Origin of the sequence: Myroides odoratus, assembly GCF_965118575.1 — a bacterium.
GTDB lineage: Bacteria > Bacteroidota > Bacteroidia > Flavobacteriales > Flavobacteriaceae > Flavobacterium > Flavobacterium odoratum_B.
Map to the genome: position 1 here is coordinate 19,187 of NZ_CBCPHW010000002.1, position 22,259 is coordinate 41,445.

Sequence of the window (22,259 nt, forward strand, 5' to 3'; positions counted from 1 at the left end):
TTATTTTTCGGTAGGTAAGGGATCTAAGTTTATATTCAAAAATGGAAGAATCCTCTCTTTGGGAAAATCTATTTTAGTAGGACCATTGTATTGGGCATCATCATCAACCGCATTGTAAATAAAGCCCACCATATCTTCATAAAAGAAAATACTTTCTGGATATTCTAAACTGTGGTTGGATGTCCAAATGTCCATTTTATCTTTGAGCTGTAAAGTCATTAGTTTTTGTAATTCTTCCCAATTGCTAATTAAATCCGCAACTTTGTAAAGTTCACCCGTTTTTGGATTGAAGTTTAAGGCTAGCTCACTCTTAAAACCATAAGCGCCCCCAACGAAGGTGTAATATTCAAAAGCTACTGAAAGCAAATCGGCATTATAAAACGTAATATCTCCTTCTACTTCTGCCTTCCACGGAAGGGTTTCATCGGGATATTTGGCTTGAAAGGCTTTGTAATTGGCTAGGTAGTTTTGGGTAAGCTCATCCAGAGAACGACTGCTTGCTGTGGTGTCATCTACGGCAACGATAGCGTCAATTTCTGCAAGAATGCGCTGGTTGATTTTGTCTGCAATAGCGTGATCTTGATTGGTGATTAGGGGAATGCTCAATTGAATTCTCGTACATTCGTCATCCACACAATTGTCCGAAGATTGAACAAATTCCTTTTGCTCAAATTGCAAAAGTTCTAACGATTTGTCTTTGGTATTACACCCAACAACAACGGTTAGTACTAAAAATAAAGAGATATATTTTTTCATAGACTTTCTTTTCTTACAAAATTAAGCATTAATGATTGGAAAATTGAAGAAACTAAAAAGATTACCTCCCAGTCCTCTATCCGTGGATTGGAAGTGAATTTCTAGACCCAATAAAGCCTAAATGAACTTAACGTAAACTTATTTTAATGTTGTGATCATTTTTAATTTCTCGCATAACGAAAGAACTATGTGTACTTCCAATACTGTCTACCATGGCTAATTTATTGAAAACAAAATCTTGATAATGACGCATATCATTGGCATATACTTTTAATAAGAAATCGTATTCACCAGAAATATTATAACATTCTACTACTTCTTCAATATTTAAAATATCTTCAATAAACTTATTGTTGATTACTCGTTCATGTTGTTTGAGTTTGATGTTGCAAAAAACAACAAACCCACGATTTAGTTTTTCGGCGTCAACCAAAGCAATGTACCCTTTGATAAAACCTTCCTGTTCTAATCGTTTTACGCGTTCAAAAACGGGAGTAGAAGAGAGATTCACCTGTTGGGCGAGTTCTTTTGTTGTTACATTTGAATTCTCTGATAGTAAGTTGAGTAACTTTAAATCTGTTTCGTCCAAGTTGTGCATAATTCCCGTATTTAAAAGTGGTCGTACAAAGGTAAACGAAAATGAATAAGATTGATAAAAAAGTGATAATCCCTTGCTATACTAAAAGAAGAATGGGCTGGCATTGAAATATTTTTGGACTTTATGAAGTTAGCTGAAACCGGAATAGAGTACCACTTTACTTAGTTACAAGAGAGCACGAACTCTTCGGTAGTTAAGTATGCGATAGTAAGGGAATCATCGTTTGTTGGTCTACAAAATAGGAGTGAATGGAAGGAGTCACAAAAAGTGTTAGGTCTTCTTCTACATGAGGGATAAATTGATAATCTCCATCAATTGGGGTATAACCCAATACAATTCTTTTGGTGTTTTTTGCAGCAACCGCTTGAAAGGCTTGATCTATCGCTTTTGTATTGAGGGAGTAAACCTGATATACTACCAAGGTTTCCTCTTCTTGTTGTGCAAGTACAATTGTTTCAAGTTCAGGCATAAAATATATAGAATTACCAAAGCCAAATTCGGGGTTAGCATAGCAATAAAAGTGCGTTAATCCATAACTCCGGGTATCAAAACGACAAGTAGTCTGACTGTTTTTGAGGTAGTGTTGAAAGCACAATAAATCCTCTTCTAGGGCGAGGTTTAATTTTTGAACTGTCCAAGTATGCGGTTGTGTTTCGAAATGCTTAGTCGCTTGAAATTCTGCTGCCTTGATGAATCCGAATTTAGGATAAAAATCTAAAACACTAGCATTTGCAAATAAGAAATAACCTGCTACTTGATCGCGATATGCTTCAAAAATATATTCCATTAAAAACCGAGATAATCCTTGTTTAGTATGGGTAGGGAGGGTCATTACGGTACCTACTTGGCCAAGCTGTACTTGCTTATTATCAATATAGGTAGTAAATAGACTCAAGGTCGTATGTGCCACAATAGCTTCCTCTTCAAATAGAGAAAAAATTAGACAAGTATCATCCCAATACCCCGATTGGTAATAGGATTCAAATGAAAATTCCCAAAAGCCAAAAGTCATCGTATTGAATGCCTTTCTCAAGGTTTCGTTCGTTTGATAAGCAATGTGCAAGGTGTATGCTTTGTTGTTGATAGTAACCTGTTTTGTTTGCATAAGATTGGATATAATGTGCAAAGTACTACCTTTCAATCTAAAAGTAAGGCTGTTAATCTGATTAAATAATGTGCAAAAGGTTATATTTGTATAGATAAATGAAATATGCAAACTAAAGCGATTCGAATCATAACCTCTGAAGAGGTTCTCGCACTATGGAACCCTACGGCCTTGGCACAAGATGGACAACTTGTTGTCTCTTTTTGTATGGGAGGTTCAATGGAGATTGAAATTAACGCGCATCCTTATACTTTTATTACAGGGAGGCTGTTGACCTTGATGCCTCAAAGTTTTGTGGTTTTCAAAACGGAGAGTTCTGATTTTAGATGTATGCACCTTTTGTTTAGTTTTCGAACGATTGATGAAATTATTTTACCAACCAATTACAATTTTTTAAATGTTTTGGTTGAACAACCCCTCATTGAATTAAAGAAGGAAGATCAACTTATTTTCGAGCAATATAGCGTTCTTTTTCAACAACAAATTTCGATGACCTCTATTTTTCAACCCGACGCTGTGCGTTACCTGCTGTATTCGTTGATTGCCCATATTAATCGCGTGTATGAGCAAGAAGAGCAAACGATGGAACCAAGTACGCGAAAAGATGTAACAGTATTTAAGTTTTATAATTTACTCCATCAATCTTACTTAGTTGAGAAATCTGTGGGATTTTATGCCAGTCAATTGAAGTTAACCTCCAAATATCTCACTACCTTGATTAGACAACGAACAGGCAAATCAATTTCAAAAGTTATTATTGAGTTGGTAATAATAAAAGCAAAAACCTATTTAACAGCAACAGAAATACCCATTTATCAAATTGCTGAACAGCTGCATTTTACGGATGCGACTACGTTTTGTCGGTATTTTAAGAAATATGTAGGACAAAGTCCGAGGCAATATCGTCAGATAAACCACTCATACAACTGCAATGAAAGAGAAAAATAAACGCATACAATCTTTTCAACCCCTACTGAGTTCGAAGCCTAAAGTGTTGATTTTAGGAACCATGCCCAGCGTTAAGTCACTCGAACAGCAAGAGTATTACGGCAATAAGCAAAATGTCTTTTGGAAGCTAATGTTTACCGTAGCAGGTCAAGAATTACCCGCTACTTATGCAGAAAAAATCACTTTTATACATAACAATCATTTGGCACTCTGGGATGTTTTACAATCCTGTGAACGACAAGGAAGTTTGGATAGTGAAATTAAAGAGGAAGTACCGAATGCTATCCGACAATTGCTTCAAGAGTATCCGAGCATTCATACCCTTGTTTTTTCCAGTCAAAAGGCTGCACAGTATTTTAAAAAATACATCGGTCAAATAGAAGGGATTCAGATGATTACGATGCCTTCTCCAAGTGGCGCAAATGCGCGAATGTCGTTTGCTCAGAAGTTGGACGCTTGGCGGGGTTTAACCGATCTGTTACAAGATAAAAAAACCGATTAGTCAACTAATCGGTTTAGAAATATAATAGTTATGGTTTGATTATGGTTTCTTTTATTTCATACGTATACATAACCTCAAAAGCAATACCACCTTCTTCTTTTTTACCCTCATAGTAGATGGCTTTAATCGGAAGATCCGCTTCATTATAGGTAAATTCTATATCAGCACCTTCATCTCCCGCCCTAAAAGAGGTAATGTTATTTGGAAACTTATAGGTATAGGGAAAGGCATAATTAAATTGAATCAATAAACTCGTTAAATCATAAGGTAGATTATAAAAGGGTGATAACTTATCATCATACGTGATCTTCATACCTTGCCCATTCATTTTAATTTGATTCATTTGATTTTGAGCATTGTATGAATAATCGATAAGTAAATTAATGCTAAGTGCTTTATTTGTAATTAGTTGTTTCTTTTCGTTGTAGGTGAAAGTACTTGTGAAAGCACCACCTTGATTAATCAGGTTGTAGGTTGTTGCTTGCAATAAATCATTTTCGTACGTATAAGCATAACTATTCAACGTGGTTGCTCCATCTTTAATTTCAAATATTTTCAATCGACCTTGTTCATCTAAGGTATGTAGCATCTCAAAAGCTTGTTTTCGCACAACTTCCTTGTTGCCATTATAACCTGTATCCTCGTAGAAAATCTTATTTAATTTATAATTAGCATCGTAATCAAATTTGTAGATCACATGGAGTACATATTGTTCTGGATTCTCTTCATCCGTTGTATCATCTTCCTCATAGATATTCTGTTCAATTTTACTTAAATGATAGGTTTTTTCAATTATAGGAGGGTCCACGATTGAATTGTCATCTGAATTACAGCTTGCTACAAACAAACTAAGGCTTGCTAAAGCTGCTAATTGTACTAGTTTTTTCATTTTAGTGTGTTATTTGGTTTTAATTTCGACTAAAATAGGACTTATTAATTTATTGGCTAATTTTTTATTGTATAAATTAAGATAAAATTAATTTGTTTTTAAGAAAACAATTGCATCGAAGTAGTTTATTTTCTCTAAATGGCTGAAAGCGAAAGGAGTGTAATTAATATAAAAAGAATACGATAATAGGCATTAAATCCTAATTTTTGTGACTTACATTTTCAAGAATACAACTATATTTAGGTAAAAATTCTATGCGTTTATTTACTTTGTTTCTTTGTTTGCTTTCCTTTTCGTTATTTGCTCAACCTCAAGCAATAATAGATCAAACAACCTATCCCTTTTGGGTAAATGAACCCAGTACAGTACAAGATAAAAATCCATTGGTTATCTTTTTACATGGGCGAAGTTTGTCGGGAACCAATATAGATCGCGTGAAGCGCTATGGACCTTTAAGAGGAATTGAAAAAGGGTTGAAACTCCCTGCTTATTTAGTAGCCCCCCAATTGCCTTCAGGGGCATGGAATCCCGATAAAATTGACGAAGTAGTCAGTTATATGATTGAGCACTATGCAATTGATGAAAGTAGAATTTATGTTACGGGAATGAGTTTAGGGGCATATGGCACAATGAAATATGCCAGTAAATATGCCAATCGTCTTGCAGCGGCAATTGCCATTTGTGGCGGCGGTGAAACAGGGGATGCTTGTAACTTGACGAGTCTTCCTATTAAGTTAATCCACGGCGATAAAGATTTTATTGTTCCCCTAAAAGAGTCCAAAAAGATGATGACGGCTATTCAAAATTGCAACGCCAAAGCGCCAGTAGAGTTACAAATCATTAAGGGAGGGAATCACGGCAGTGTAGAAGATTTATACCGCCATATTGATTTATACAATTGGCTGTTTCAGTATACAAAATAGGGATATAGAGTTAAGAATAGAGGATAAAATGCGTTTTCATGTTTTTTAGGGTTTGGTTGCTATGCTGTAATTAATAGATAATACAGATAAGCCATAAAGCTTTAGTTGCTGTTGTGCTTTTAGTTTATCTGAATGAGCTTGGACAATCAGTTTATCTTTAAACGTAGCGATATATTGAGCCCAATGCTGCCCTTTAGTATCTTGTAGAAGAAAATAAAAACCTACATCTCCCCATCGTTTTCCATTGGAATCCAAGATTAATTCTCCTTTTAATCCAACGTTGGGCTTCATAAGTACTGTTGCATTGCCATTCGGCAAGGGAAATATCACTTTTATTGCCGTATTGCCATTGGGTAATTGGCAAGTTCCGTAGATGCCTAAAAATACGATAGTACTACTAGAAGCTACTGTCCTCAACCAAAAAGTATAATGTACTTTTTTAGTATTAGGATTAACTAATTGGATAATCTCACTGGTTAGCTGATCCATGTTTGTGTTGGAAGATGTAGGAAGGTCTAATTGCTTAATTCTTCTGCTAAATAAAAGGCGTACTAAATACCCAAAGCCTTGAAACAAAGGATTCCATTTGAGGGTAATTGCTAAGTTGTAATCTGAAGTTTTTTCATAAAAATTGATCACGTTTTCTGCCAATCTGTCCATTTCTCCTTCAGATAAATGAAGATGGGTGATAGAAGATAACAAGCCCGCAGGCTTGCAATTTCTCAGTAGTAGTAATTGTTCTTTTTTTGCTAATCGCACAATAAAATCTTCCCCCTTATCATTTACTTGTCCAAATGGACCTAATAGCCAAGGGCAATCGGATGGATTAAATTTTTTACCCCAAAGGATAATCCATTGTTGGGTAAACCAATCTTGAAATTTTTGTTTGAAGGAGGCTGTAGCCATATTAGATTGTTTGGTGTAAATGGAGAATATACTGTTTTTTGCCTTCCCATGTACCAAATTCGGCAATAGGTTTAAAACGTAAAGTTGTAAATTCGATATGAAAATCTTTTCTGTTTCTCTCGGTCATTGCTTCTCTATGTCTTTTAGGTTGAGCAACTTGACTATGTCCATGTACCATATCGGTCATTGCTTTGACCGAATGCCAAATGGAAAAAGTGGAAATTGTTGTAGGGAATTTAAAGGACGCTAAAGATAACGTAGTTGCGGGATGATCGCGAACTAGCTTTTCTGTGGGTCGACCCCAACGAAGAAATCGTGGAATTTGAAAATATTTCATTCGCGCCAAGGTGACGGCTATAACTGGTTCGTTTTCAGGGTCTAATATCACTCCTTCTTTTGGGATTTGATATTTAGAAAAATTACCCCATTGTCGAACAAATTGCAAACGGATATGCCATCCATTAGCTAGTTTTTTACCAATAATATCTAGGGCTAAATATTGATTTAATGCTTCTTCGTTTTCCCATTGTGCAAATACCACAACGCGACGGATTAAAAAGCGCGACGGTGAAAATACAGCGGACCCTAGAGTCATTGCGTGCATCGTCTCTGCATGAATTAAACCAGAAACTTTTTTTGCTTTCGGAGGGAAAAGTAGTAGCTTTAAGGCTGTAACTAACGATACTCTAGCTAAATGATAAGAAAATAGAGTCATAAAAAATAAGACAATAGACCAACGTATAATTTGTAATGGAATAAAAATACAATTATTTTTTGAAACGTATTATCGCAAAATAGGTTAGTTTTTTTTAATTATTTAGTCCTTCATTAATACATTATAATGATTTATTTAGTGTATAAGAAGTAGATAAAAAAATCAGCTTGAGTAGCTAAAAGAGTAATTAAATTTTATCTTTTGTCCAAATAATTACAAGGCCTTTTTTTGCATTGTGTCCATACTATTCCACGGATTGCAGAGTTTGATTCGCATAGATGTAAGCAATTTGAGAAGCCTTCAATTCGTTAATCAATTTTTTTGCTTCTGTATGTTGAATTTTATGTCCGTTTATATATAGAACAGGATTTTTTGCATTCGAAAAAAAATGGGCGGAATACCCATAGTATTCATCCACAAATCTTGGAACAATTTCTTTTAATTTGGATCCAATTTGGTCTGATGGAAGGTCATAAGCATAATTAATAACTATAGTATCTTCTCGAATGCAAAAGAATTGATCTGCCGTTTTTAATAGGTCTATAGATACTATTTTAATGGGATCTATTTTGTTTAGCTCTTCTTGAAGTGTAGTCTCTTCTGGAGAAAAAACATTTCCATTAATTACAAAAAAAGTATTCGGACTTGCTTTTAAATGTTGAATTAACTCTTCTTTATTAAGGTTTTGCGCTATTGTTGACCACATTAAACTATTTGTGATATAGAATAAGATTAAAATATAGGTTTTCTGCATGAATTACTAGTAATACTATTTTTTATTTAATATACGCTTGTTTTTTATATTGGAAAACAAATTCACATGCATCTGCTAAATTTTCGGAAGATTTAACCTTTTCATGAATAAAGATGTCATTTTTTGTTTTGTAAATAGGATGATATCAACTCTTTACAGGAGTCGTCGCATGGAGAATAAAGAGTGCATCAATTGGTCCATCACTCTAAAAGAAACAAGACAAATGATAGGTACCATTGGTTTTTATCGGATGAAATGACAGCATTATCGAACGGAAACGGGGGTATATACTTTTCTCCGAATTTCATAATGGCAATTTTGTGGATACAGCGATCTATTCAATTGTTGTACCATGAGTTAGCTTGAATATAACGCAACATTTTATATATGGGATTCTTCCTTTTCTTTATTGCTCTTCTAAATTATATTGCATGGAAAATCCGAAACTTTGCGTATCGTCATCGTGTGTGAAGATTGTAGTATATCCTTGTAGATAAGGTTTTATCAGAAGAAACGTTGAAGTACGGATCTATTTTTCATAACCCCACCTGTTTGTGCTACCAAGTGGTCTAAATAGATGTGAAAAGGAAAAGTTATAAAATAAGGGATACCTATCGAGGTATCCCTGTTTATTTAGTGTTTTACTCACAATCTCCTTTGCAATCTTCGGCTTGTTGATAATCTTCAGCCGTAAAGATATAATGTTCATTGACATTGCTATAAATAAAGGTATTGAGTAAGTTTCTCGGATCACAAGGTACTTCTTTACCAAAAGTATCTTCGCATGTGTTTTTAACTACATTGGTATAACGTTGTTCAAAAAATACAGTCTTTTTTTGATTGTTATAAATAACTTCCATTGTATTAGGAGTGCCGTCTCTCTGTCTAAAAAAATCAACAAAATTATAATCAAATGACGGAGGATAAAGTTTTGTTTTCTTTTCGAATTTCTCTCCGTTATCTAGATTCATATACGTCGTTAATGAAATTTTTCCTTCCTCATCAAGGGAATAGAGTTTTAATCTAATGGGAACACCACTTTGATTTTCCAATGTATAGTTATAGGTTACAGAATTGCCCGCTTCACAATTCATCAATAGTATTGCTGTACATATGGATAATAATAAATAAATATATTTTTTCATAAAAACGTTGTTTTACCAGTTTGCAAATAATTCATCTAGATAATTCGTTTGAATGGTAGTCAAAATTGTCAGATACAGTTTTTTCCTGATAGTTTATCGCTTCAGTATCTGATTTTTCACAACCAAATAGTGTAACAATAAACAGAATTGATAATAGGTGTTTTTTCATAAATAAAAAATTAATCAAATTTAAATTCAAGTGAATAATGATTTTATTACTTCATTTTTATTTACCATTAGTAAGGCGAATTAGGTAGTAAAAATAAGGTTAAAATTAATGTAAACTTAAGCTAATTGAACAGAACACCTATGTTGTTTTTGGTTAATTTTTAAAATTTTATATTTTATTCTTTTAAATTGTTGTGTTAAGTTATTTTTATTTAGTAAAAGTGAAGGGAGGATGAATTTGGAATATTGTTGTTCTCATTGGGAAGAAGCTTTTATAATGGACTTAGATTTATCAATAACCGTTGGAAAAAATGTAAAGACTCGAAGTGAATTAAATAGTCTTTCTCATTTGGAATTAGTGAGATTAATGTAGGGGAATATGGATACAACGAAAAGTTAAAGAATTGCTTAAGCCATAGGAAAACCTCGTGAAACGTTGGTTAAAATAGATCCAAAGGACTAGTACTTGAAAGGATGATTGAGGTTAATCTGAATGATAGTTTCGTGCTTTTTTTAAGTAATATTCAAAATCAGTAATGAAATTGTGAGTCTCTATTCCTGTTAGTTTCTTCATTCTATTCTGAGAGTAAAGGGTATGCATTAAAGATAGATCTTCATTTTTAGCTTCTGTTGTTTGTAGTGTATGACTCTACTTCCATTAAAATTTATTTTATTTAGTTGTATAAACAAAAAAGCCTGATTAAAAGAACAGCTATTAATCAGGCTTTAAAATAAGTTTCCTTATGAAGTGAATGGGCTATTTATTTCTTTTACGGAATGTTTCTAGCTTTTGCACTTAATGCTTAGGTATGAGATTTATCGCTTGTAATAAGCAACAATGCTCGCTTTAGCTAAAGTTTGATTCCAGAGGTTAAAGCCAACGATAGCTGGGTTTACCGTATCATCCAATCCAAGAGTGGCTGTTTTTAGCGCATAGACGGTAAGGATATAGTGATGAAATCCATGACCTTCAGGTGGACAGGGACCTCCAAAACCTTTAATTCCATAGTCTGTTATGCTTTGAATAGTGCCCTTTGGAGCTAAATTGAGGTTGATATTTCCAGCATTAGTTACTAGTTCATTTACGTTTGCTGGAATATCAAAAACAATCCAATGCCAAAATCCACTTCCTGTAGGAGCATCTGGATCGTACATCGTGATGGCAAAACTTTTTGTTCCTTCTGGTGCATTTTGCCAAGATAATTGAGGCGATTGATTATCTCCTGAACACCCAAAACCATTGAATTCGTGTCGCTGGGTTGCTTGTCCGCCAAGATCTTGACTCGTTAATGTAAATGTTTCTTGACCAAAAGCTATGGATGTAAAGATTAACGATAATATCCAAACTAAGTGTGCTTTTTTCATTTTATTGAGATTTAAAAGTTGAAGCAAATGTAGTTGGAACAGAGTCATCTAATTTTAGCTAAAAGATCAAAAACTGTTGCTAAAAGTTCAATTTTTTTGATGTTGTTTGGGCGTAGTTCCATATTTCGCCTTATAAGCTTGTATAAAACTGGATAAACTTTGATATCCTAACTCAAGGTAAATTTCAGAAGAGCTCTTTTGTTCCTGGTGGAGTAAGTAATAAGCATATTCCATCCTTTCATTTTGAAACCATTTCATTGGCGATACTGTATAGTGTTTTTCAAAATGTCTTTTAAAAGTGGAGGTACTCATGTTGCACAAGAAGGCTAAATCCTTTATTGACAATTTATTGAATTTATTGTTTTCTATTGTATGGATGAATTTTTGCGTTGTGTTATCCCCTTTTTGTAGTAATCCATGTAAAAAGTCATCCCCGTATTGTGCTATTAAATACAGTATAATTTCTTCTAGCTTCACTTCAAGTAATTGGTTTTGCAATTTTTGGGGAAGAGTAGAAATGTTTACTAAACTCTTTACAAATCCTTGAATAAATTCGTCATATCCAAAGGAGTGAATGGATTTATACGTTTTTTTTGGCACTAGATTAAACTCCGTCTTTTGAATAAATTTTGACAGTTGTTCCTTGGTAAAAAATAAGAGTATACTTTGGTACTGGTTATGAGCAGAAAGTTTTTCCGTCATTAAACAGTTCCCGGATCTCATGATGATAAATTTTGAAGAATCAAGGGTTAAAGACGAATGATCAAAAAAAACTTCTTTGGTTCCTTCTATCAAAAAGCTGAAGGTGTGTTGATTGAGGGTGATTTGTTGTTTGGTAATCGCTTGTGAACTCTGATAATTATAAACTTGTACGGCTTGCTTATTTTCTAATTTTAGTTCATCAGGGAGTATAATTTGTTTCATGAGATGGCTCTTAAACTTTTAGGGGTACCGTCAAATAGGAAGATAAGGTTAGGGGTCTTGTACGAAATCAAAATCTGCCATTTTAATTGATAGGGATAAAAGTAAACGTTTTTTTAGCTTAAGCTATAAATTATAGTACTAAGGATTCTACTTGAAAGATAAAAAAACAAGGTATACCTCGATAGGTCATTCTTTGTTTTTTTTCTGTAATTTTTTAATAATCTACTTTTGTATTGGTATTCTTGATAGTTGGTTTTTCAATAATAAAGAAGGCTTATTTTAGCTTTGGTATATAGATTTTATATATTCTTAATCGTATCTCTTACTCGGGTCCTATTAGGGTTTCTCATACAGTAATTTCACGTCTTCCTATGGTTTACAGTGAAGTAGTTACTTTTATGTAAAATTGATGTCTTATAATTAAAAAGCTGTTCTTCGAAACGGTTTTTTTTGATAATAGAGTTTTTTGTACGTATCATACTCTTAGGTGAGTAGAACTCCCCACGAAGGGTATCATAAAAGGGATTACCTCCGCTGCGCTCCGGTTTTCCCAGAGAGGATGTTTTTCACAAGAAAAACCACGCGCTCCTTGCATTCGCGCTCGTTTTTTTATTTGTACCCTCTTCTTAGGTGAGCGAGCTCCCCACGAGAGGGATACAAATAAAAAAACCAGTAGCCTACGCTACTGGTTTTTTCTTGCAGAGAGGAAGGGATTCGAACCCTCGATACGTTGCCGTATACACACTTTCCAGGCGTGCGCCTTCGACCACTCGGCCACCTCTCTTTATATTTATTAAACTTCCATTTCGCCGCAAATAGGCGTTTCGAAAGCCGTTTTAAAATCTTGAATATTCGGTTGTCCTAATAAGAACATCAATTTGGTAATCGCTGCTTCGGTTGTAATATCTTTTCCAGAGATAACCCCAATTTCTTTAAGGGCAGTACTGGTTTCATATTTCCCCATAATTACACTACCACTAGAACATTGCGTTACATTGATAATCTTTAAGCCTTTTTGGATGGCACGTTGTAGTGTTTCCAAAAACCAAGGCTCTGTAGGCGCATTGCCTGCACCATACGTCTCAAGGATGATTCCCTCTAAATTTGGAATGGCTAAAACCCCTTCCAAAACCAGTTGTTGAATCCCCGGAAACAAACGCAAGATCATCACATTGCGCGACATCTCCTTGTGTATAGTGAGCGGCAAAGATAATGGTTTTTGTACTAATAATGCATGGTTGATGCGCAAATTTACACCTGATTCTGCTAAATGTGAAACATTGGGAGAAGTAAAGGCATTAAATAATTCAGCACTGACCTTAGAGGTGCGGTTACCGCGGTATAATTTATACTCAAAATACAGGCATACCTCTTGAATGACAGGCAGGTTATTTTCCTGTAAAGCAGCAATTTGAATGGCTGTAATTAGATTCTCTTTCGCGTCTGTGCGCAAATCGCCAATAGGCAATTGAGATCCCGTTAAAATAACGGGCTTGTGAATATTTTCAAGCATAAAGCTCAAAGCCGAAGCCGAATATGACATCGTATCTGAACCATGCAGAATGACAAATCCATCAAAGCGATCGTAATTGTCCTCCACAATATTGGCCATCTGAACCCACAGGCTGGGCTGCATATCCGAAGAATCAATAGGCACTTCAAATGAAAGTGTTTCTATAGCACAATCCAACAAATGCAACTCGGGAATACGTTCTACCAATTGGTCAAAGTTAAAAGCACGCAAAGCGCCTGTTTTAAAGTCTTTAACCATACCGATTGTCCCACCTGTATAGATTAGTAAAATAGAAGGTTTATTGTTCATCTTGTAATTTCAGTTTATTGATTACAGGATTTGCATACATGGCTAAGAAGTTATCAACCACTTTTTGTTCTTGTTTATTGACTCTCAATTCCAGACGACGCTCAAACAATTGTTTTTCTTTTTCGCTGTATCGATCGGCGTATTTTGTTGTATTATGCATAATATCATACGCAATATAATTCGTTGGCCACAAATGGTAATTGGTAATGATTGAATGATCAATCACTTGAGCCAACGCTTGAAGTTGTTTGTTGGGTTTATCCGCTACGGCTTGAATTTGATCCAATTCGGTGTCAATTACATCACCTACATGAATGTGAATGCCTTTCTTTTGACCAATAATACCACTATATAGGTTGACGAAATCTTCATTCTTTTCCTTGATATAGGTCTCATTATTAGCAATAGCCAATAATTGCGGCATCTTTAAGGCATCTGTAGGGTCGTATTCATACGAAATAGATACAGGAACAATCTTCAATTGCTTGAAGTAGTCCATTAAATTTTCTTCCCCTGCATCCATACCTAGCATTTTTAATACACCAGGATGTGTAGCATCATTGCCATCTTTGGTACGACCTTCGCGTTGGGCAATCCATACCGAACGGTTTTGTTCAATAAGCAAATGATGGATGTATTCAGACATCAATCGAGAACTTTCTAAAAGCTCCCTTGGCGTCACTTTTCTGCGTACCAAGAAATTGCGGTTTACTTTAGCTAAAGCTAATAAAACCGATTTCTGGACCAAGTTATCTCCAACAGCAGAAGCTGTCATAATCATGCCGTTCTCTTTTAAGGTTACATTCAATAACGATGTATCCATAATAATGTCACGGTGATTAGATATATATAAATAAGCAGTATCTTTTTGTAATTTCTCAAAACCAGACGTTGAAAGTCCATTGGAACTTTTCTCTAAGATTCGACGAATAGAGTGGTAAGCAAATTCCTCTTGAAATTGCTGAATTGAAGTTACTTTACTCAAATCTTCCATCCATTCCTGTTCGGTTTTATTTGGAAAAGTAAAACCCATTAACGCTTTGACCATTGGATGTTTAGCGATTTTTTGTAAAACCTCATTTACCTCTTGATCTTGATAATGGCGTATTGAATCAAACTTAGACATTAGTGTTTTAAATATTTATGTAAACTGAAATGTTATGTTTCTATCTTTTACAATTAAATACCAAATATTGCTTTTGAATTGGCAGTCGTTTGGTTTGCAATTGTTTCTAATGGAAGAGCGTATATCTCCGCAAGCCGTTCGGCTATGTTTACAATATAAGCACTTTCATTTCTTTTACCCCGAAAAGGTACTGGTGCAAGATACGGAGAATCAGTTTCTAATACGATATGTTCTAACGGTATTTTACCTAAAAACTGATCTATCTTTCCATTTTTAAAGGTTGCTACGCCTCCAATTCCCAATTTTAAATTATAGCTAATCGCCTTTTGCGCCTGGTCTTCCGTTCCTGTGAAGCAGTGAAAAATACCCCAGAGTGCTTTGTCTTTTTCCAATTCTAAAACCTCAAATACTTCATCAAATGCATCTCTACAATGAATATTAATCGGTAAGTGATATTTTTTAGCTAATTGAATCTGGTGTTGAAAGGCCTCTTGTTGAATTGATAAAGTAGATTTGTCCCAATATAAATCGACGCCAATTTCTCCAACTGCATAATACTTCCGACGCGCTAATTCTTGCTCAACAAAAGCCAACTCCTGCTTATACGTTTCGGGTTTTACATCCGTAGGATGTAGTCCCATCATTAAGAAAATACTAGCAGGAAACAGCGCCTCCAAATCAAACATCGCCTGGGCGTAGCTTGAATCAATGGCGGGTATAAAAAAACGCGTAACTCCATTTGTTATTGCGCGATTTATTGTTTCTTTGCGATCTTCTGCAAATGCATCAGCGTAAAGATGTGTATGAGTATCGGTAAAAATCATGCTTTGGTAATATTCTACAAAGTAGTATCTTTCAAACTACAAAAGTACCTTATAAAAAGTATTAAAACTACACTTAATTGATGGAAAACTATAAAGATTGGTTAAAAAAAGAGCGCTATAGACAAATTCGCTTTAAAATAGCGCGAACAAACCACCTTTTTGTACGTGCAAAAGTAAATGGAGTATGGGGAGATTTTATCCTGGATACAGGGGCTTCGAATAGTTGTATTGATTTTCAATGCACCACTTACTTTGGTTTAAGGGCTTCAAATTCAGAGACAAAAGCTTCGGGAGCTGGGGCAAATGGTATGATTACTCAAGTGAGCCATAGCAATGATATCCAAATGGGGAGATGGAAAAAAAGCGATTTCAGTTTTGTGTTGTTGGATTTGAGTCATGTCAATACAGCACTAACCGAATACAAAACGAAAAATGTACATGGTATTATTGGGTCTGATGTTTTCGGATTAGGTCAAGCCATTCTCGACTATGGACAACAGACCCTGTATCTGAAGTAAAATAAATTTATTTCTTATAATATTCTTTGGCAACCAATTCAAGTTCTTCAAACCAGGCTGAACCGTATTTGCGTGTCAAAGGATCTTTTAGAAATTTGTAAACCGGAACCTCTAATTCTTTACCCAATGCACAAGCATCACTGCAAATATGCCATTTGTGGTAGTTGACTGCTGAAAAAGAAGAATACTCTTTAATGCGAATCGGATAGAGATGACAAGAAATCGGCTTTTTCCAATCGATTTTCTTTTCCAGATACGCTTTTTCGATTCCACATAAAGCCATACCCTTGTCATAAATTACATAGGCACATTCCCCACCGTGGATCAAAGGCGTTTCATATTCACCATCTTCTCCTATAATATAGGTCCCTTGTTGTTCAATAGCGGCAATTCCTTCAGGGCGTAAATAGGGTTTTACCGTTTCATAGATCTCATCTAAAATAACCGTTTCCCCTTCCTCAACCGGAGCACCTGCATCCCCATCAATGCAACATTGACCTTTACAAGCCGTAAGGTTGCAAACAAATTCTTTTTCTAAAATATCCTCTGATACTAAGGCTTGTCCGATTTGAAACATGGTAATTTATTTTTTTGAGTTCACAAAATTACAAATCTTTCGCGTAGGAATGATTTTTCCCTTCAATTCATCCGCTATTTTATAATGATACTAAATTGTTGAACGATATATAAAGACGGCTAAAAGGACGATTTAAGATGAAATAAAATAAAATAGGTCTTCTCAGAAGCGAAAAATAAACCCTAACAAAAAACTGAAAATGACGCGAAAAAGAGAGATATTTGAGGAATTTAGCGCGGATAAATGCACTTTTAGTGACTTTCTATTTCTTTCTTTGGCTGTTAAAATATGTATTTGGAATGTTAAAGCAGTATCTAGCTAGTTTTTATTTTGTACTTTCGAAGAATAGAATTAAAATCTTTTAAGAAATAATGAAAATATTCAGTTACATTATTATTGCATTTGTTGCTGCCTTAATTGTATTAAATATTACAATGCTTGATTTTAATAACTTATTTCAAGGTAACAGTTTAATAGCTATAATTGGTATTGTAGCACTTTTATGTGCAGTTTGTATTCTGTTGATTTACAGAACTTCAAAGTTAATTGACGAGAAAACAAAATAGATCAGAAATGTTGATTTATGATGTTTTAATTATTGGAGGAGGCGTTTCTGGCGTTTCTTGTGCCCAAATATTGGGGAGTGCTGCTAAAAAGACGTTCATGGAAGGAAAGTCAATCGGTATTTTTATGCACCAAAAAGCAAGTATGTTACAAGACGCACTTTTTAATAATGCATTTGGTATAAAACCGGGAACTTTAGGAAGTGATTTACTTAAACAAACCAAAGAAGATTTGACGATCTATTCTAACGTGACCCAATTGGAAGGTGAAAAGGTAAACAAAGTAGTGAGAAATCAAGACCATTTGTTTGTCATAGAAACCAATAAAGACCAATATTTGGCGCGTATGGTAGTTGTAGCGGTTAATTCAAGTGCTACATTTGCTATTGAAGGATTGATGGAGTATGTGGAACCTCACAAAAAATCAATACCTGCAAAGAATAGAATTCAATTGAAAAATATAGATCACTTTGTAGCCGAGGGGATTTATGTAGCAGGTACATTAGCGGGACACCGCAGTCAACTTGCTATCGCAGCTGGAAGTGGTGCTGCTGTTGCAACAGACATCTTGACCTTATGGAATGATGGGGTTGAAACACATAGCCATGACAGTATTAGAAAATAATAATATTAGATCATTTTAGTGCAAAAGGATATTCTTCGGAGTATCCTTTTTTTGTGGTGAATGGTGAGAGTTGAAGGATTACGGTCACATCACTCTTCATACATCACTCTTCACCATTTATAGTGAAGTTTAATTTATTTTTTAGCTAGATTCAAGAAAGAATGTTAAATTTGTTAGTATAAAATATAAAAAATTAAATATGGAACTGAGTTTTAATGGATTAAAGGAAAACTTTATCAACATCCTAAAAAATCACTATGCGGATTTTAATGGAAGAGTAAGAAGAAAAGACTATTGGTCATTTACATTAGTAAGTGTTATTATTTCAATCGTACTAGGAATTGTAGATTCAATACTAAGAAATTTAGGTATTGGTTTCTTAGGATATATATTCAGTTTAGCTGTATTACTACCTTCATTAGGACTTTTAGCACGTCGTTTACACGATACTGGAAAAAGTGGTTGGTGGATGTTACTTGGCTTAACGGGTATCGGAACTTTAGTAGTACTTTATTTTGCTTGTATCGAAGGAACAGCCGGTTCAAATGAATATGGATCTGATCCTAAAGCAGGAGAAAGATAGTTGATATTAACAGTGGACGTTTTACGGTTAACCGTAAAACGTTCACTGTAAACCAAATTATTCATAAACCAATCCGACATTGTCAATCCACAACTTACTATTTTCGTTGCCCGTATAAGCCCCACCATTACTCGATGAAAACTGAACAATAAGATGGGTGACTGGATCATTAGCATTGCCCCATCCTTCTTCTACTATTGGAGTCATTTTGCCTTTGCTATTGCGGGTATAATCTGTTAAATCTCCTGTTCGAAGTGCCATATCACTTTTATAGATGGCCTGATTTCTAATATCACCATACTGGATTTGAAGTTGGAAATTAGTATTCCATTCTTTTACCGTTTGTGCTAAGTTTAGCCAAGCTGTTCCTACGCGTTTGGCATGTACTTTTCCGTCTTTATCTTCCCATCGATTCTGCAATAAAATGCGAATCTCCGCTTTGTCCTTTTGGTTTAAGACTGTTCCTTTACCCATGCCGTTTACTCGACTTGAGGTGCCGCCTGTGGTTACTTTGTAATCAAATTGCAGCGCTTTCGGTTTTTTGGTAAAGGGAATGCCCGTTACGAGTTTGCTCTGTGGATTTTTTGTATCCGTTATCGGTTCGAGCATTTCTCCAAGAAAAATAGTTCCACTAGCTAATACATTGATATTAATTATTCCTAAGACCTTGACATGCTCGATTTTAGTTTCTAAACGTGCCGCAAAACCATTGCCTCTTTTTTCAGGAAAAACAGTTACACTTCCTTTGGTAATTCCACTTACCACTGCTAAAACAGAAGAAGTAGCCCAAGGAGAACGCGTATTCTTATAAGGTGCATTGTCTTTTAAGGTGTCTTTTGAATCATTAATAGCATATAAATAACGCATATTCCCTCCAATGAGGAGAGATTCTTTAATCTCTCGAACTTGCCATTGGTTCATATTGCCAAAAGGCAATAGTTCGAAACGCTCTTTTTGTGCCCAAAGACTTGTGGATAACAAAAAGCAAACCAGAAATGGTATCATTTGTAAATAAGTCTTCATACGTATTTAATTTTTTAAATTGAGTTTTTTAATTTGTTCAAAATCTTCCTTTTTCAGATTCATTTGTTGATAAGGAACAGCCAGATCATGATCGTTTAAGTACATCCGTGTACCTGCTTTAAACTGTTTATTGACCAGAGAATATTCGGGTTTCAAATACGAAGTTTGTATGCCAGCAGCATCTAATAAAGTATGAAAAATTACATGCGTACTGATTGGATCCATTTGATGTGCTTGAGCTGCCTGATATTGCTTGGGATAGGTAGCGATAAATGAATTCGAAAACCACATAAAAAAAGGAATGTGCAATTGATAATAGGAGGGAGTCGGTGAGGAATGTAAAAATAAACCTCGAGAATCATCAAATAAATCCTCCCCATGATCAGAGGTATAGAGCAGCATTGTAGCAGCATCGATTTGCTGTAAAGCCTGAATTGTAGCCGCTAAAAAATAATCCGTATACAAAATACTATTGTCATACGTATTTACTAATTGCTCCTTTTGTTTACGACTAACAGCGGTTAGATTATCGGGTGTAAATTTTTGATAAGCTTGAGGATATCGCTCTTTATAATTGAAATGAGAACCATAGCTGTGTAAAATAATAAATAAATTACCCGGTGTTTTATGGATTAGATCCGTCATCAAAGGAATTAAATCTTCATCTGGACGATTTACGGTTAATCTTGTTTTGGGATCCGTAGTTCGAATGGTTTGATACTGATCTGCTTCTTTCGTAAAATATTCAATAAATGAATTGTTTTCCGATTGATTGGACAAACAGATTGTTGCATAGCCGGCTTCTCTAAAGGCCTGAGCGATGCCTTTTCGCAAGTATATTTCATCGTAATTCGCCGCACTAACATCGGATAAAATCATCGATACACTTTTGTGTGTAGTATTCGATTGCGTTAAGGCATCTTTGTAAATAACAATATTTTCTTGGTTGGATAAAAGAGGATTAGTCGGTCGATCATACCCATAGAGCTGCCAATTATGCGCTCTACTCGTTTCTCCAACTACTAAAACAAAAATTTTACGGATGCTGTCTGTTGCTGTATCCGTGGCGTTAAAGGTAAAGTTTTTGGATGTTTCAGGATATGCTTTTACTTTTTTCCATTTATCAATAGCAAAATGTAGGTTGTAGTACGCATTGACAGGATAGACATCGATCGTAAAAGCAAATGCTTTTCGATTGTTGTTTAGCGCGCCGAAAGACAATACATAGGAACTGACTAAAAGAAGAATACCTATTTTAAGAGCGTTAGATCTAAAGGGCTTAGGTAGAAAAATCTTTCGCCTCCATTGGTGAACGGCCCCTATAAGCGTTGGAATATACAAGAGACAGACAAAGGCAATAGAAGGAAGTAAGCTGCCCAATAGTTCGGTAATTTCAGATGTATTGGTAGTCGCGACGTTCAAATACATATCAACGGCGATCACATCTTCTCCAAAAAGATAAAACAAAACAATCTGAAAAGCGTGAATAAATAAAACAGGAAATAAGAGAAGCTGTGTTCGCCCTAAATTCTTAAACAGTGAAAAAAGGAGGATATACAAACTCAAGGGAAATAAAAATACCGTTGCTTTTCCCATTAAATTTAAAGGTTGAAATAAAGCAAAATAAAAAGAAGGTACCATATTTGCAAATAAGCAAAGATAGAATAGCACGACGGCGCTTGTACTGAGTTTGCGCAATAGACTTTTTTGTTGTACTTCTTTGTTCATAAAAATAATCTTAAAAAGCTTCATTTATATTAAAATAGAAGCCACTTTGTCCTTTTGCAATTCCATAGTCAAAGCGGATATTCACGCGGTTTTTAAATTCCCATCGGTAACCAATACCGTAGGTTGGTAGAGCTTCTGACCAGGTAGCGTTTTTGAATTTATCAAAAATAGCACCGACCCCACCCCAAACGACAAAGCCATGGCGATTGTATATTTTTTGACGCAATTCAACTTGACTGTTTAGTTCTTTTCGATCGCGGTATTGCCCTATAAAATAACCGCGCATTTGTCTGGCACCACCAAGCTGAGCCATCCTATTCCAGGGAACATCCCCATTGTTGAAAATACCATTAAAATCAAAAGCTAAAACCGATTTAGGGGTTAGACGTTGAAAGTATCTTGCGGTAGTTTCAATGCTACTAAAATGAAGGTTGCTCCCCAAGGTTCTTGAAAAAAAAGTTTGTTGGTATTGCAAGAATATTCCCTTATCTGGATTGGGAATAAAATCTCTCGTATCGTAAGTGAAAATTAAGCCCCCACCAACCAAAGTTGTCGTAAGGTTTTCAAGAGGTTCAAATTCAATTCTTTCAAAATCACTTCCTTTTAGATTTTGAGCTGTAAAGGTAAGGCCAATATAACCATTTTGGATGACTTCCGCTAAAAAGTCTGCTTTGAGGGATAAGCGATATTCATTGTATTTTGAATAGTCATTAGACGCGCCTGCCTCATACCCAACCCCATAATACTTACTAGGCATATAGGTAAAGGATATATCCGAATTAATTCGGAATTTATCTTCCGGAAAAATGGTGTTGTTTTCTACGCCAATGGCAAAAAAGCCACTAGTTGTAATATTGGTATAAATAGATACATTGGAAGGCGATAGGTTTAGATTATCGGGATCAAGGCGATATAAACCAGAAGCAACGATTCCCAATCCCAACTTAGTATCTACAGAATAACTAGGCCCACCAATAAAAGACAAGTCAAATTTACTTTGAGATTTATCCTTTTTAGCTTCCTCAAAGTAATGAACAACCCGTTCAAAAAACTTTTTAGGTTCTAGCGTATCACTAGGTTTAGTTAGCTCTGTTTGTGCATACGAGCACAAGGTGCTAAAAAAAACTAGCAGTAAAACTAGATGATTTGTATTTTTCATGGTTTATGTAAAG

General features: G+C 35.0%; 24 protein-coding genes and 1 tRNA gene. 7 read left to right on the plus strand and 18 right to left on the minus strand.

Going from position 1 to position 22,259, the window contains the following annotated elements:
- The 3 genes from ACMHJ2_RS01490 to ACMHJ2_RS01500 form a co-directional block, all read right to left on the minus strand.
- Window positions 1-756, minus strand: a complete 756-nt coding sequence (locus ACMHJ2_RS01490) for a PdaC/SigV domain-containing protein (RefSeq protein ID WP_413511195.1) — start codon at window positions 754-756, stop codon at window positions 1-3.
- Between the two features lie 127 nt (window positions 757-883).
- Complete coding sequence (locus ACMHJ2_RS01495) at window positions 884-1,354, minus strand: Lrp/AsnC family transcriptional regulator (RefSeq protein ID WP_413511196.1); 471 nt, start codon at window positions 1,352-1,354, stop codon at window positions 884-886.
- 193 nt (window positions 1,355-1,547) lie between these two features.
- Window positions 1,548-2,459, minus strand: coding sequence for a GNAT family N-acetyltransferase (locus ACMHJ2_RS01500; RefSeq protein ID WP_413511197.1), 912 nt, complete (start codon window positions 2,457-2,459; stop codon window positions 1,548-1,550).
- Between the two features lie 105 nt (window positions 2,460-2,564).
- Between ACMHJ2_RS01500 and ACMHJ2_RS01505 the strand changes: the two genes are divergently transcribed.
- Window positions 2,565-3,407 carry a helix-turn-helix domain-containing protein gene (locus ACMHJ2_RS01505; RefSeq protein WP_413511198.1) on the plus strand — a complete coding sequence of 281 codons (843 nt, stop codon included), beginning with the start codon at window positions 2,565-2,567 and terminating at the stop codon, window positions 3,405-3,407.
- Window positions 3,391-3,909 (plus strand): DNA-deoxyinosine glycosylase, encoded by a 519-nt coding sequence (locus ACMHJ2_RS01510; protein ID WP_413511199.1) that lies wholly within the window; start codon window positions 3,391-3,393, stop codon window positions 3,907-3,909. The genes ACMHJ2_RS01505 and ACMHJ2_RS01510 overlap by 17 nt, the downstream gene beginning before the upstream one ends.
- 28 nt (window positions 3,910-3,937) lie before the next feature.
- Here the strand turns inward: ACMHJ2_RS01510 and ACMHJ2_RS01515 are convergent, their stop codons facing one another.
- A complete protein-coding gene (locus ACMHJ2_RS01515) occupies window positions 3,938-4,798 on the minus strand; it encodes a hypothetical protein (RefSeq protein ID WP_413511200.1) in 861 nt (286 codons plus the stop codon).
- Window positions 4,799-5,052: 254 nt separating this feature from the next.
- Between ACMHJ2_RS01515 and ACMHJ2_RS01520 the strand changes: the two genes are divergently transcribed.
- Complete coding sequence (locus ACMHJ2_RS01520; RefSeq protein ID WP_413511201.1) at window positions 5,053-5,721, plus strand: prolyl oligopeptidase family serine peptidase; 669 nt, start codon at window positions 5,053-5,055, stop codon at window positions 5,719-5,721.
- Between the two features lie 45 nt (window positions 5,722-5,766).
- Here ACMHJ2_RS01520 and ACMHJ2_RS01525 read toward each other — a convergent pair whose 3' ends face one another.
- From ACMHJ2_RS01525 to ACMHJ2_RS01540, 4 genes are all read right to left on the minus strand, one after another.
- On the minus strand, window positions 5,767-6,627 hold the full coding sequence (locus ACMHJ2_RS01525; RefSeq protein ID WP_413511202.1) for a hypothetical protein: 861 nt from the start codon (window positions 6,625-6,627) through the stop codon (window positions 5,767-5,769).
- Between the two features lies 1 nt (window position 6,628).
- On the minus strand, window positions 6,629-7,342 hold the full coding sequence (locus ACMHJ2_RS01530) for a hypothetical protein (RefSeq protein ID WP_413511203.1): 714 nt from the start codon (window positions 7,340-7,342) through the stop codon (window positions 6,629-6,631).
- A 244-nt stretch (window positions 7,343-7,586) separates the two neighbouring features.
- A complete protein-coding gene (locus ACMHJ2_RS01535; RefSeq protein ID WP_413511204.1) occupies window positions 7,587-8,096 on the minus strand; it encodes a hypothetical protein in 510 nt (169 codons plus the stop codon).
- A 641-nt stretch (window positions 8,097-8,737) separates the two neighbouring features.
- Complete coding sequence (locus ACMHJ2_RS01540) at window positions 8,738-9,241, minus strand: hypothetical protein (RefSeq protein WP_413511205.1); 504 nt, start codon at window positions 9,239-9,241, stop codon at window positions 8,738-8,740.
- Between the two features lie 400 nt (window positions 9,242-9,641).
- Here ACMHJ2_RS01540 and ACMHJ2_RS01545 point away from each other — a divergent pair, with 400 nt between their 5' ends.
- Window positions 9,642-9,782: a hypothetical protein gene (locus tag ACMHJ2_RS01545; RefSeq protein WP_413511206.1), complete on the plus strand. Its 141-nt coding sequence runs from the start codon at window positions 9,642-9,644 to the stop codon at window positions 9,780-9,782.
- Window positions 9,783-10,225: 443 nt separating this feature from the next.
- On the opposite strand, the gene ACMHJ2_RS01550 is transcribed toward ACMHJ2_RS01545, so the two are convergent.
- The 6 genes from ACMHJ2_RS01550 to ACMHJ2_RS01575 form a co-directional block, all read right to left on the minus strand.
- Complete coding sequence (locus ACMHJ2_RS01550; RefSeq protein ID WP_413511207.1) at window positions 10,226-10,774, minus strand: YbhB/YbcL family Raf kinase inhibitor-like protein; 549 nt, start codon at window positions 10,772-10,774, stop codon at window positions 10,226-10,228.
- Between the two features lie 87 nt (window positions 10,775-10,861).
- The gene (locus ACMHJ2_RS01555; RefSeq protein ID WP_413511208.1) at window positions 10,862-11,698 is read right to left on the minus strand and encodes a helix-turn-helix domain-containing protein; all 837 of its coding nucleotides are present in this window, start codon (window positions 11,696-11,698) and stop codon (window positions 10,862-10,864) included.
- 699 nt (window positions 11,699-12,397) lie between these two features.
- Window positions 12,398-12,482: transfer RNA gene (locus ACMHJ2_RS01560), tRNA-Ser, on the minus strand.
- A gap of 9 nt (window positions 12,483-12,491) precedes the next feature.
- The gene (locus ACMHJ2_RS01565; protein ID WP_413511209.1) at window positions 12,492-13,520 is read right to left on the minus strand and encodes an asparaginase; all 1,029 of its coding nucleotides are present in this window, start codon (window positions 13,518-13,520) and stop codon (window positions 12,492-12,494) included.
- Window positions 13,510-14,646 carry a 1-acyl-sn-glycerol-3-phosphate acyltransferase gene (locus tag ACMHJ2_RS01570; RefSeq protein WP_413511210.1) on the minus strand — a complete coding sequence of 379 codons (1,137 nt, stop codon included), beginning with the start codon at window positions 14,644-14,646 and terminating at the stop codon, window positions 13,510-13,512. Before ACMHJ2_RS01570 ends, ACMHJ2_RS01565 begins: the two co-directional genes overlap by 11 nt.
- Before the next feature lie 53 nt (window positions 14,647-14,699).
- A complete protein-coding gene (locus tag ACMHJ2_RS01575; RefSeq protein ID WP_413511211.1) occupies window positions 14,700-15,470 on the minus strand; it encodes a TatD family hydrolase in 771 nt (256 codons plus the stop codon).
- 80 nt (window positions 15,471-15,550) lie between these two features.
- Between ACMHJ2_RS01575 and ACMHJ2_RS01580 the strand changes: the two genes are divergently transcribed.
- Entirely contained in the window at window positions 15,551-15,988 is a 438-nt protein-coding gene (locus ACMHJ2_RS01580; RefSeq protein WP_413511212.1) for a retropepsin-like aspartic protease, read from the plus strand.
- A 7-nt stretch (window positions 15,989-15,995) separates the two neighbouring features.
- Here ACMHJ2_RS01580 and ACMHJ2_RS01585 read toward each other — a convergent pair whose 3' ends face one another.
- Window positions 15,996-16,565: a DUF3109 family protein gene (locus ACMHJ2_RS01585; RefSeq protein WP_413511213.1), complete on the minus strand. Its 570-nt coding sequence runs from the start codon at window positions 16,563-16,565 to the stop codon at window positions 15,996-15,998.
- Window positions 16,566-17,138: 573 nt separating this feature from the next.
- Between ACMHJ2_RS01585 and ACMHJ2_RS01590 the strand changes: the two genes are divergently transcribed.
- Both ACMHJ2_RS01590 and ACMHJ2_RS01595 read left to right on the plus strand, forming a co-directional pair.
- Window positions 17,139-17,753 carry an FAD-dependent oxidoreductase gene (locus ACMHJ2_RS01590; RefSeq protein WP_413511214.1) on the plus strand — a complete coding sequence of 205 codons (615 nt, stop codon included), beginning with the start codon at window positions 17,139-17,141 and terminating at the stop codon, window positions 17,751-17,753.
- Window positions 17,754-17,952: 199 nt separating this feature from the next.
- Entirely contained in the window at window positions 17,953-18,336 is a 384-nt protein-coding gene (locus ACMHJ2_RS01595; protein ID WP_413511215.1) for a DUF805 domain-containing protein, read from the plus strand.
- A gap of 57 nt (window positions 18,337-18,393) precedes the next feature.
- On the opposite strand, the gene ACMHJ2_RS01600 is transcribed toward ACMHJ2_RS01595, so the two are convergent.
- Genes ACMHJ2_RS01600 through ACMHJ2_RS01610 form a run of 3 tightly spaced genes read right to left on the minus strand, consistent with a single transcriptional unit; the run spans window position 18,394 to window position 22,246 of the window.
- Window positions 18,394-19,359 (minus strand): PCMD domain-containing protein, encoded by a 966-nt coding sequence (locus tag ACMHJ2_RS01600; RefSeq protein ID WP_413511216.1) that lies wholly within the window; start codon window positions 19,357-19,359, stop codon window positions 18,394-18,396.
- A 6-nt stretch (window positions 19,360-19,365) separates the two neighbouring features.
- Window positions 19,366-21,087 carry a sulfatase-like hydrolase/transferase gene (locus tag ACMHJ2_RS01605; protein WP_413511217.1) on the minus strand — a complete coding sequence of 574 codons (1,722 nt, stop codon included), beginning with the start codon at window positions 21,085-21,087 and terminating at the stop codon, window positions 19,366-19,368.
- 10 nt (window positions 21,088-21,097) lie between these two features.
- On the minus strand, window positions 21,098-22,246 hold the full coding sequence (locus ACMHJ2_RS01610) for a BamA/TamA family outer membrane protein (protein WP_413511218.1): 1,149 nt from the start codon (window positions 22,244-22,246) through the stop codon (window positions 21,098-21,100).
- Window positions 22,247-22,259 lie beyond the last annotated feature (13 nt).

What these genes read in the sequence shown, in the direction of transcription:
- ACMHJ2_RS01605 (WP_413511217.1), bottom strand. Translation starts at nt 21,087, where the DNA reads ATGAACAAAGAAGTACAACAAAAAAGTCTATTGCGCAAACTCAGTACA.
- ACMHJ2_RS01540 (WP_413511205.1), bottom strand. Translation starts at nt 9,241, where the DNA reads ATGAAAAAATATATTTATTTATTATTATCCATATGTACAGCAATACTA.
- ACMHJ2_RS01505 (WP_413511198.1), top strand. Translation starts at nt 2,565, where the DNA reads ATGCAAACTAAAGCGATTCGAATCATAACCTCTGAAGAGGTTCTCGCA.
- ACMHJ2_RS01595 (WP_413511215.1), top strand. Translation starts at nt 17,953, where the DNA reads ATGGAACTGAGTTTTAATGGATTAAAGGAAAACTTTATCAACATCCTA.
- ACMHJ2_RS01530 (WP_413511203.1), bottom strand. Translation starts at nt 7,342, where the DNA reads ATGACTCTATTTTCTTATCATTTAGCTAGAGTATCGTTAGTTACAGCC.
- ACMHJ2_RS01515 (WP_413511200.1), bottom strand. Translation starts at nt 4,798, where the DNA reads ATGAAAAAACTAGTACAATTAGCAGCTTTAGCAAGCCTTAGTTTGTTT.
- ACMHJ2_RS01585 (WP_413511213.1), bottom strand. Translation starts at nt 16,565, where the DNA reads ATGTTTCAAATCGGACAAGCCTTAGTATCAGAGGATATTTTAGAAAAA.
- ACMHJ2_RS01590 (WP_413511214.1), top strand. Translation starts at nt 17,139, where the DNA reads ATGTTGATTTATGATGTTTTAATTATTGGAGGAGGCGTTTCTGGCGTT.
- ACMHJ2_RS01600 (WP_413511216.1), bottom strand. Translation starts at nt 19,359, where the DNA reads ATGAAGACTTATTTACAAATGATACCATTTCTGGTTTGCTTTTTGTTA.
- ACMHJ2_RS01535 (WP_413511204.1), bottom strand. Translation starts at nt 8,096, where the DNA reads ATGCAGAAAACCTATATTTTAATCTTATTCTATATCACAAATAGTTTA.
- ACMHJ2_RS01500 (WP_413511197.1), bottom strand. Translation starts at nt 2,459, where the DNA reads ATGCAAACAAAACAGGTTACTATCAACAACAAAGCATACACCTTGCAC.
- ACMHJ2_RS01495 (WP_413511196.1), bottom strand. Translation starts at nt 1,354, where the DNA reads ATGCACAACTTGGACGAAACAGATTTAAAGTTACTCAACTTACTATCA.
- ACMHJ2_RS01570 (WP_413511210.1), bottom strand. Translation starts at nt 14,646, where the DNA reads ATGTCTAAGTTTGATTCAATACGCCATTATCAAGATCAAGAGGTAAAT.
- ACMHJ2_RS01490 (WP_413511195.1), bottom strand. Translation starts at nt 756, where the DNA reads ATGAAAAAATATATCTCTTTATTTTTAGTACTAACCGTTGTTGTTGGG.
- ACMHJ2_RS01520 (WP_413511201.1), top strand. Translation starts at nt 5,053, where the DNA reads ATGCGTTTATTTACTTTGTTTCTTTGTTTGCTTTCCTTTTCGTTATTT.
- ACMHJ2_RS01545 (WP_413511206.1), top strand. Translation starts at nt 9,642, where the DNA reads ATGAATTTGGAATATTGTTGTTCTCATTGGGAAGAAGCTTTTATAATG.
- ACMHJ2_RS01580 (WP_413511212.1), top strand. Translation starts at nt 15,551, where the DNA reads ATGGAAAACTATAAAGATTGGTTAAAAAAAGAGCGCTATAGACAAATT.
- ACMHJ2_RS01555 (WP_413511208.1), bottom strand. Translation starts at nt 11,698, where the DNA reads ATGAAACAAATTATACTCCCTGATGAACTAAAATTAGAAAATAAGCAA.
- ACMHJ2_RS01565 (WP_413511209.1), bottom strand. Translation starts at nt 13,520, where the DNA reads ATGAACAATAAACCTTCTATTTTACTAATCTATACAGGTGGGACAATC.
- ACMHJ2_RS01510 (WP_413511199.1), top strand. Translation starts at nt 3,391, where the DNA reads ATGAAAGAGAAAAATAAACGCATACAATCTTTTCAACCCCTACTGAGT.
- ACMHJ2_RS01550 (WP_413511207.1), bottom strand. Translation starts at nt 10,774, where the DNA reads ATGAAAAAAGCACACTTAGTTTGGATATTATCGTTAATCTTTACATCC.
- ACMHJ2_RS01525 (WP_413511202.1), bottom strand. Translation starts at nt 6,627, where the DNA reads ATGGCTACAGCCTCCTTCAAACAAAAATTTCAAGATTGGTTTACCCAA.
- ACMHJ2_RS01575 (WP_413511211.1), bottom strand. Translation starts at nt 15,470, where the DNA reads ATGATTTTTACCGATACTCATACACATCTTTACGCTGATGCATTTGCA.
- ACMHJ2_RS01610 (WP_413511218.1), bottom strand. Translation starts at nt 22,246, where the DNA reads ATGAAAAATACAAATCATCTAGTTTTACTGCTAGTTTTTTTTAGCACC.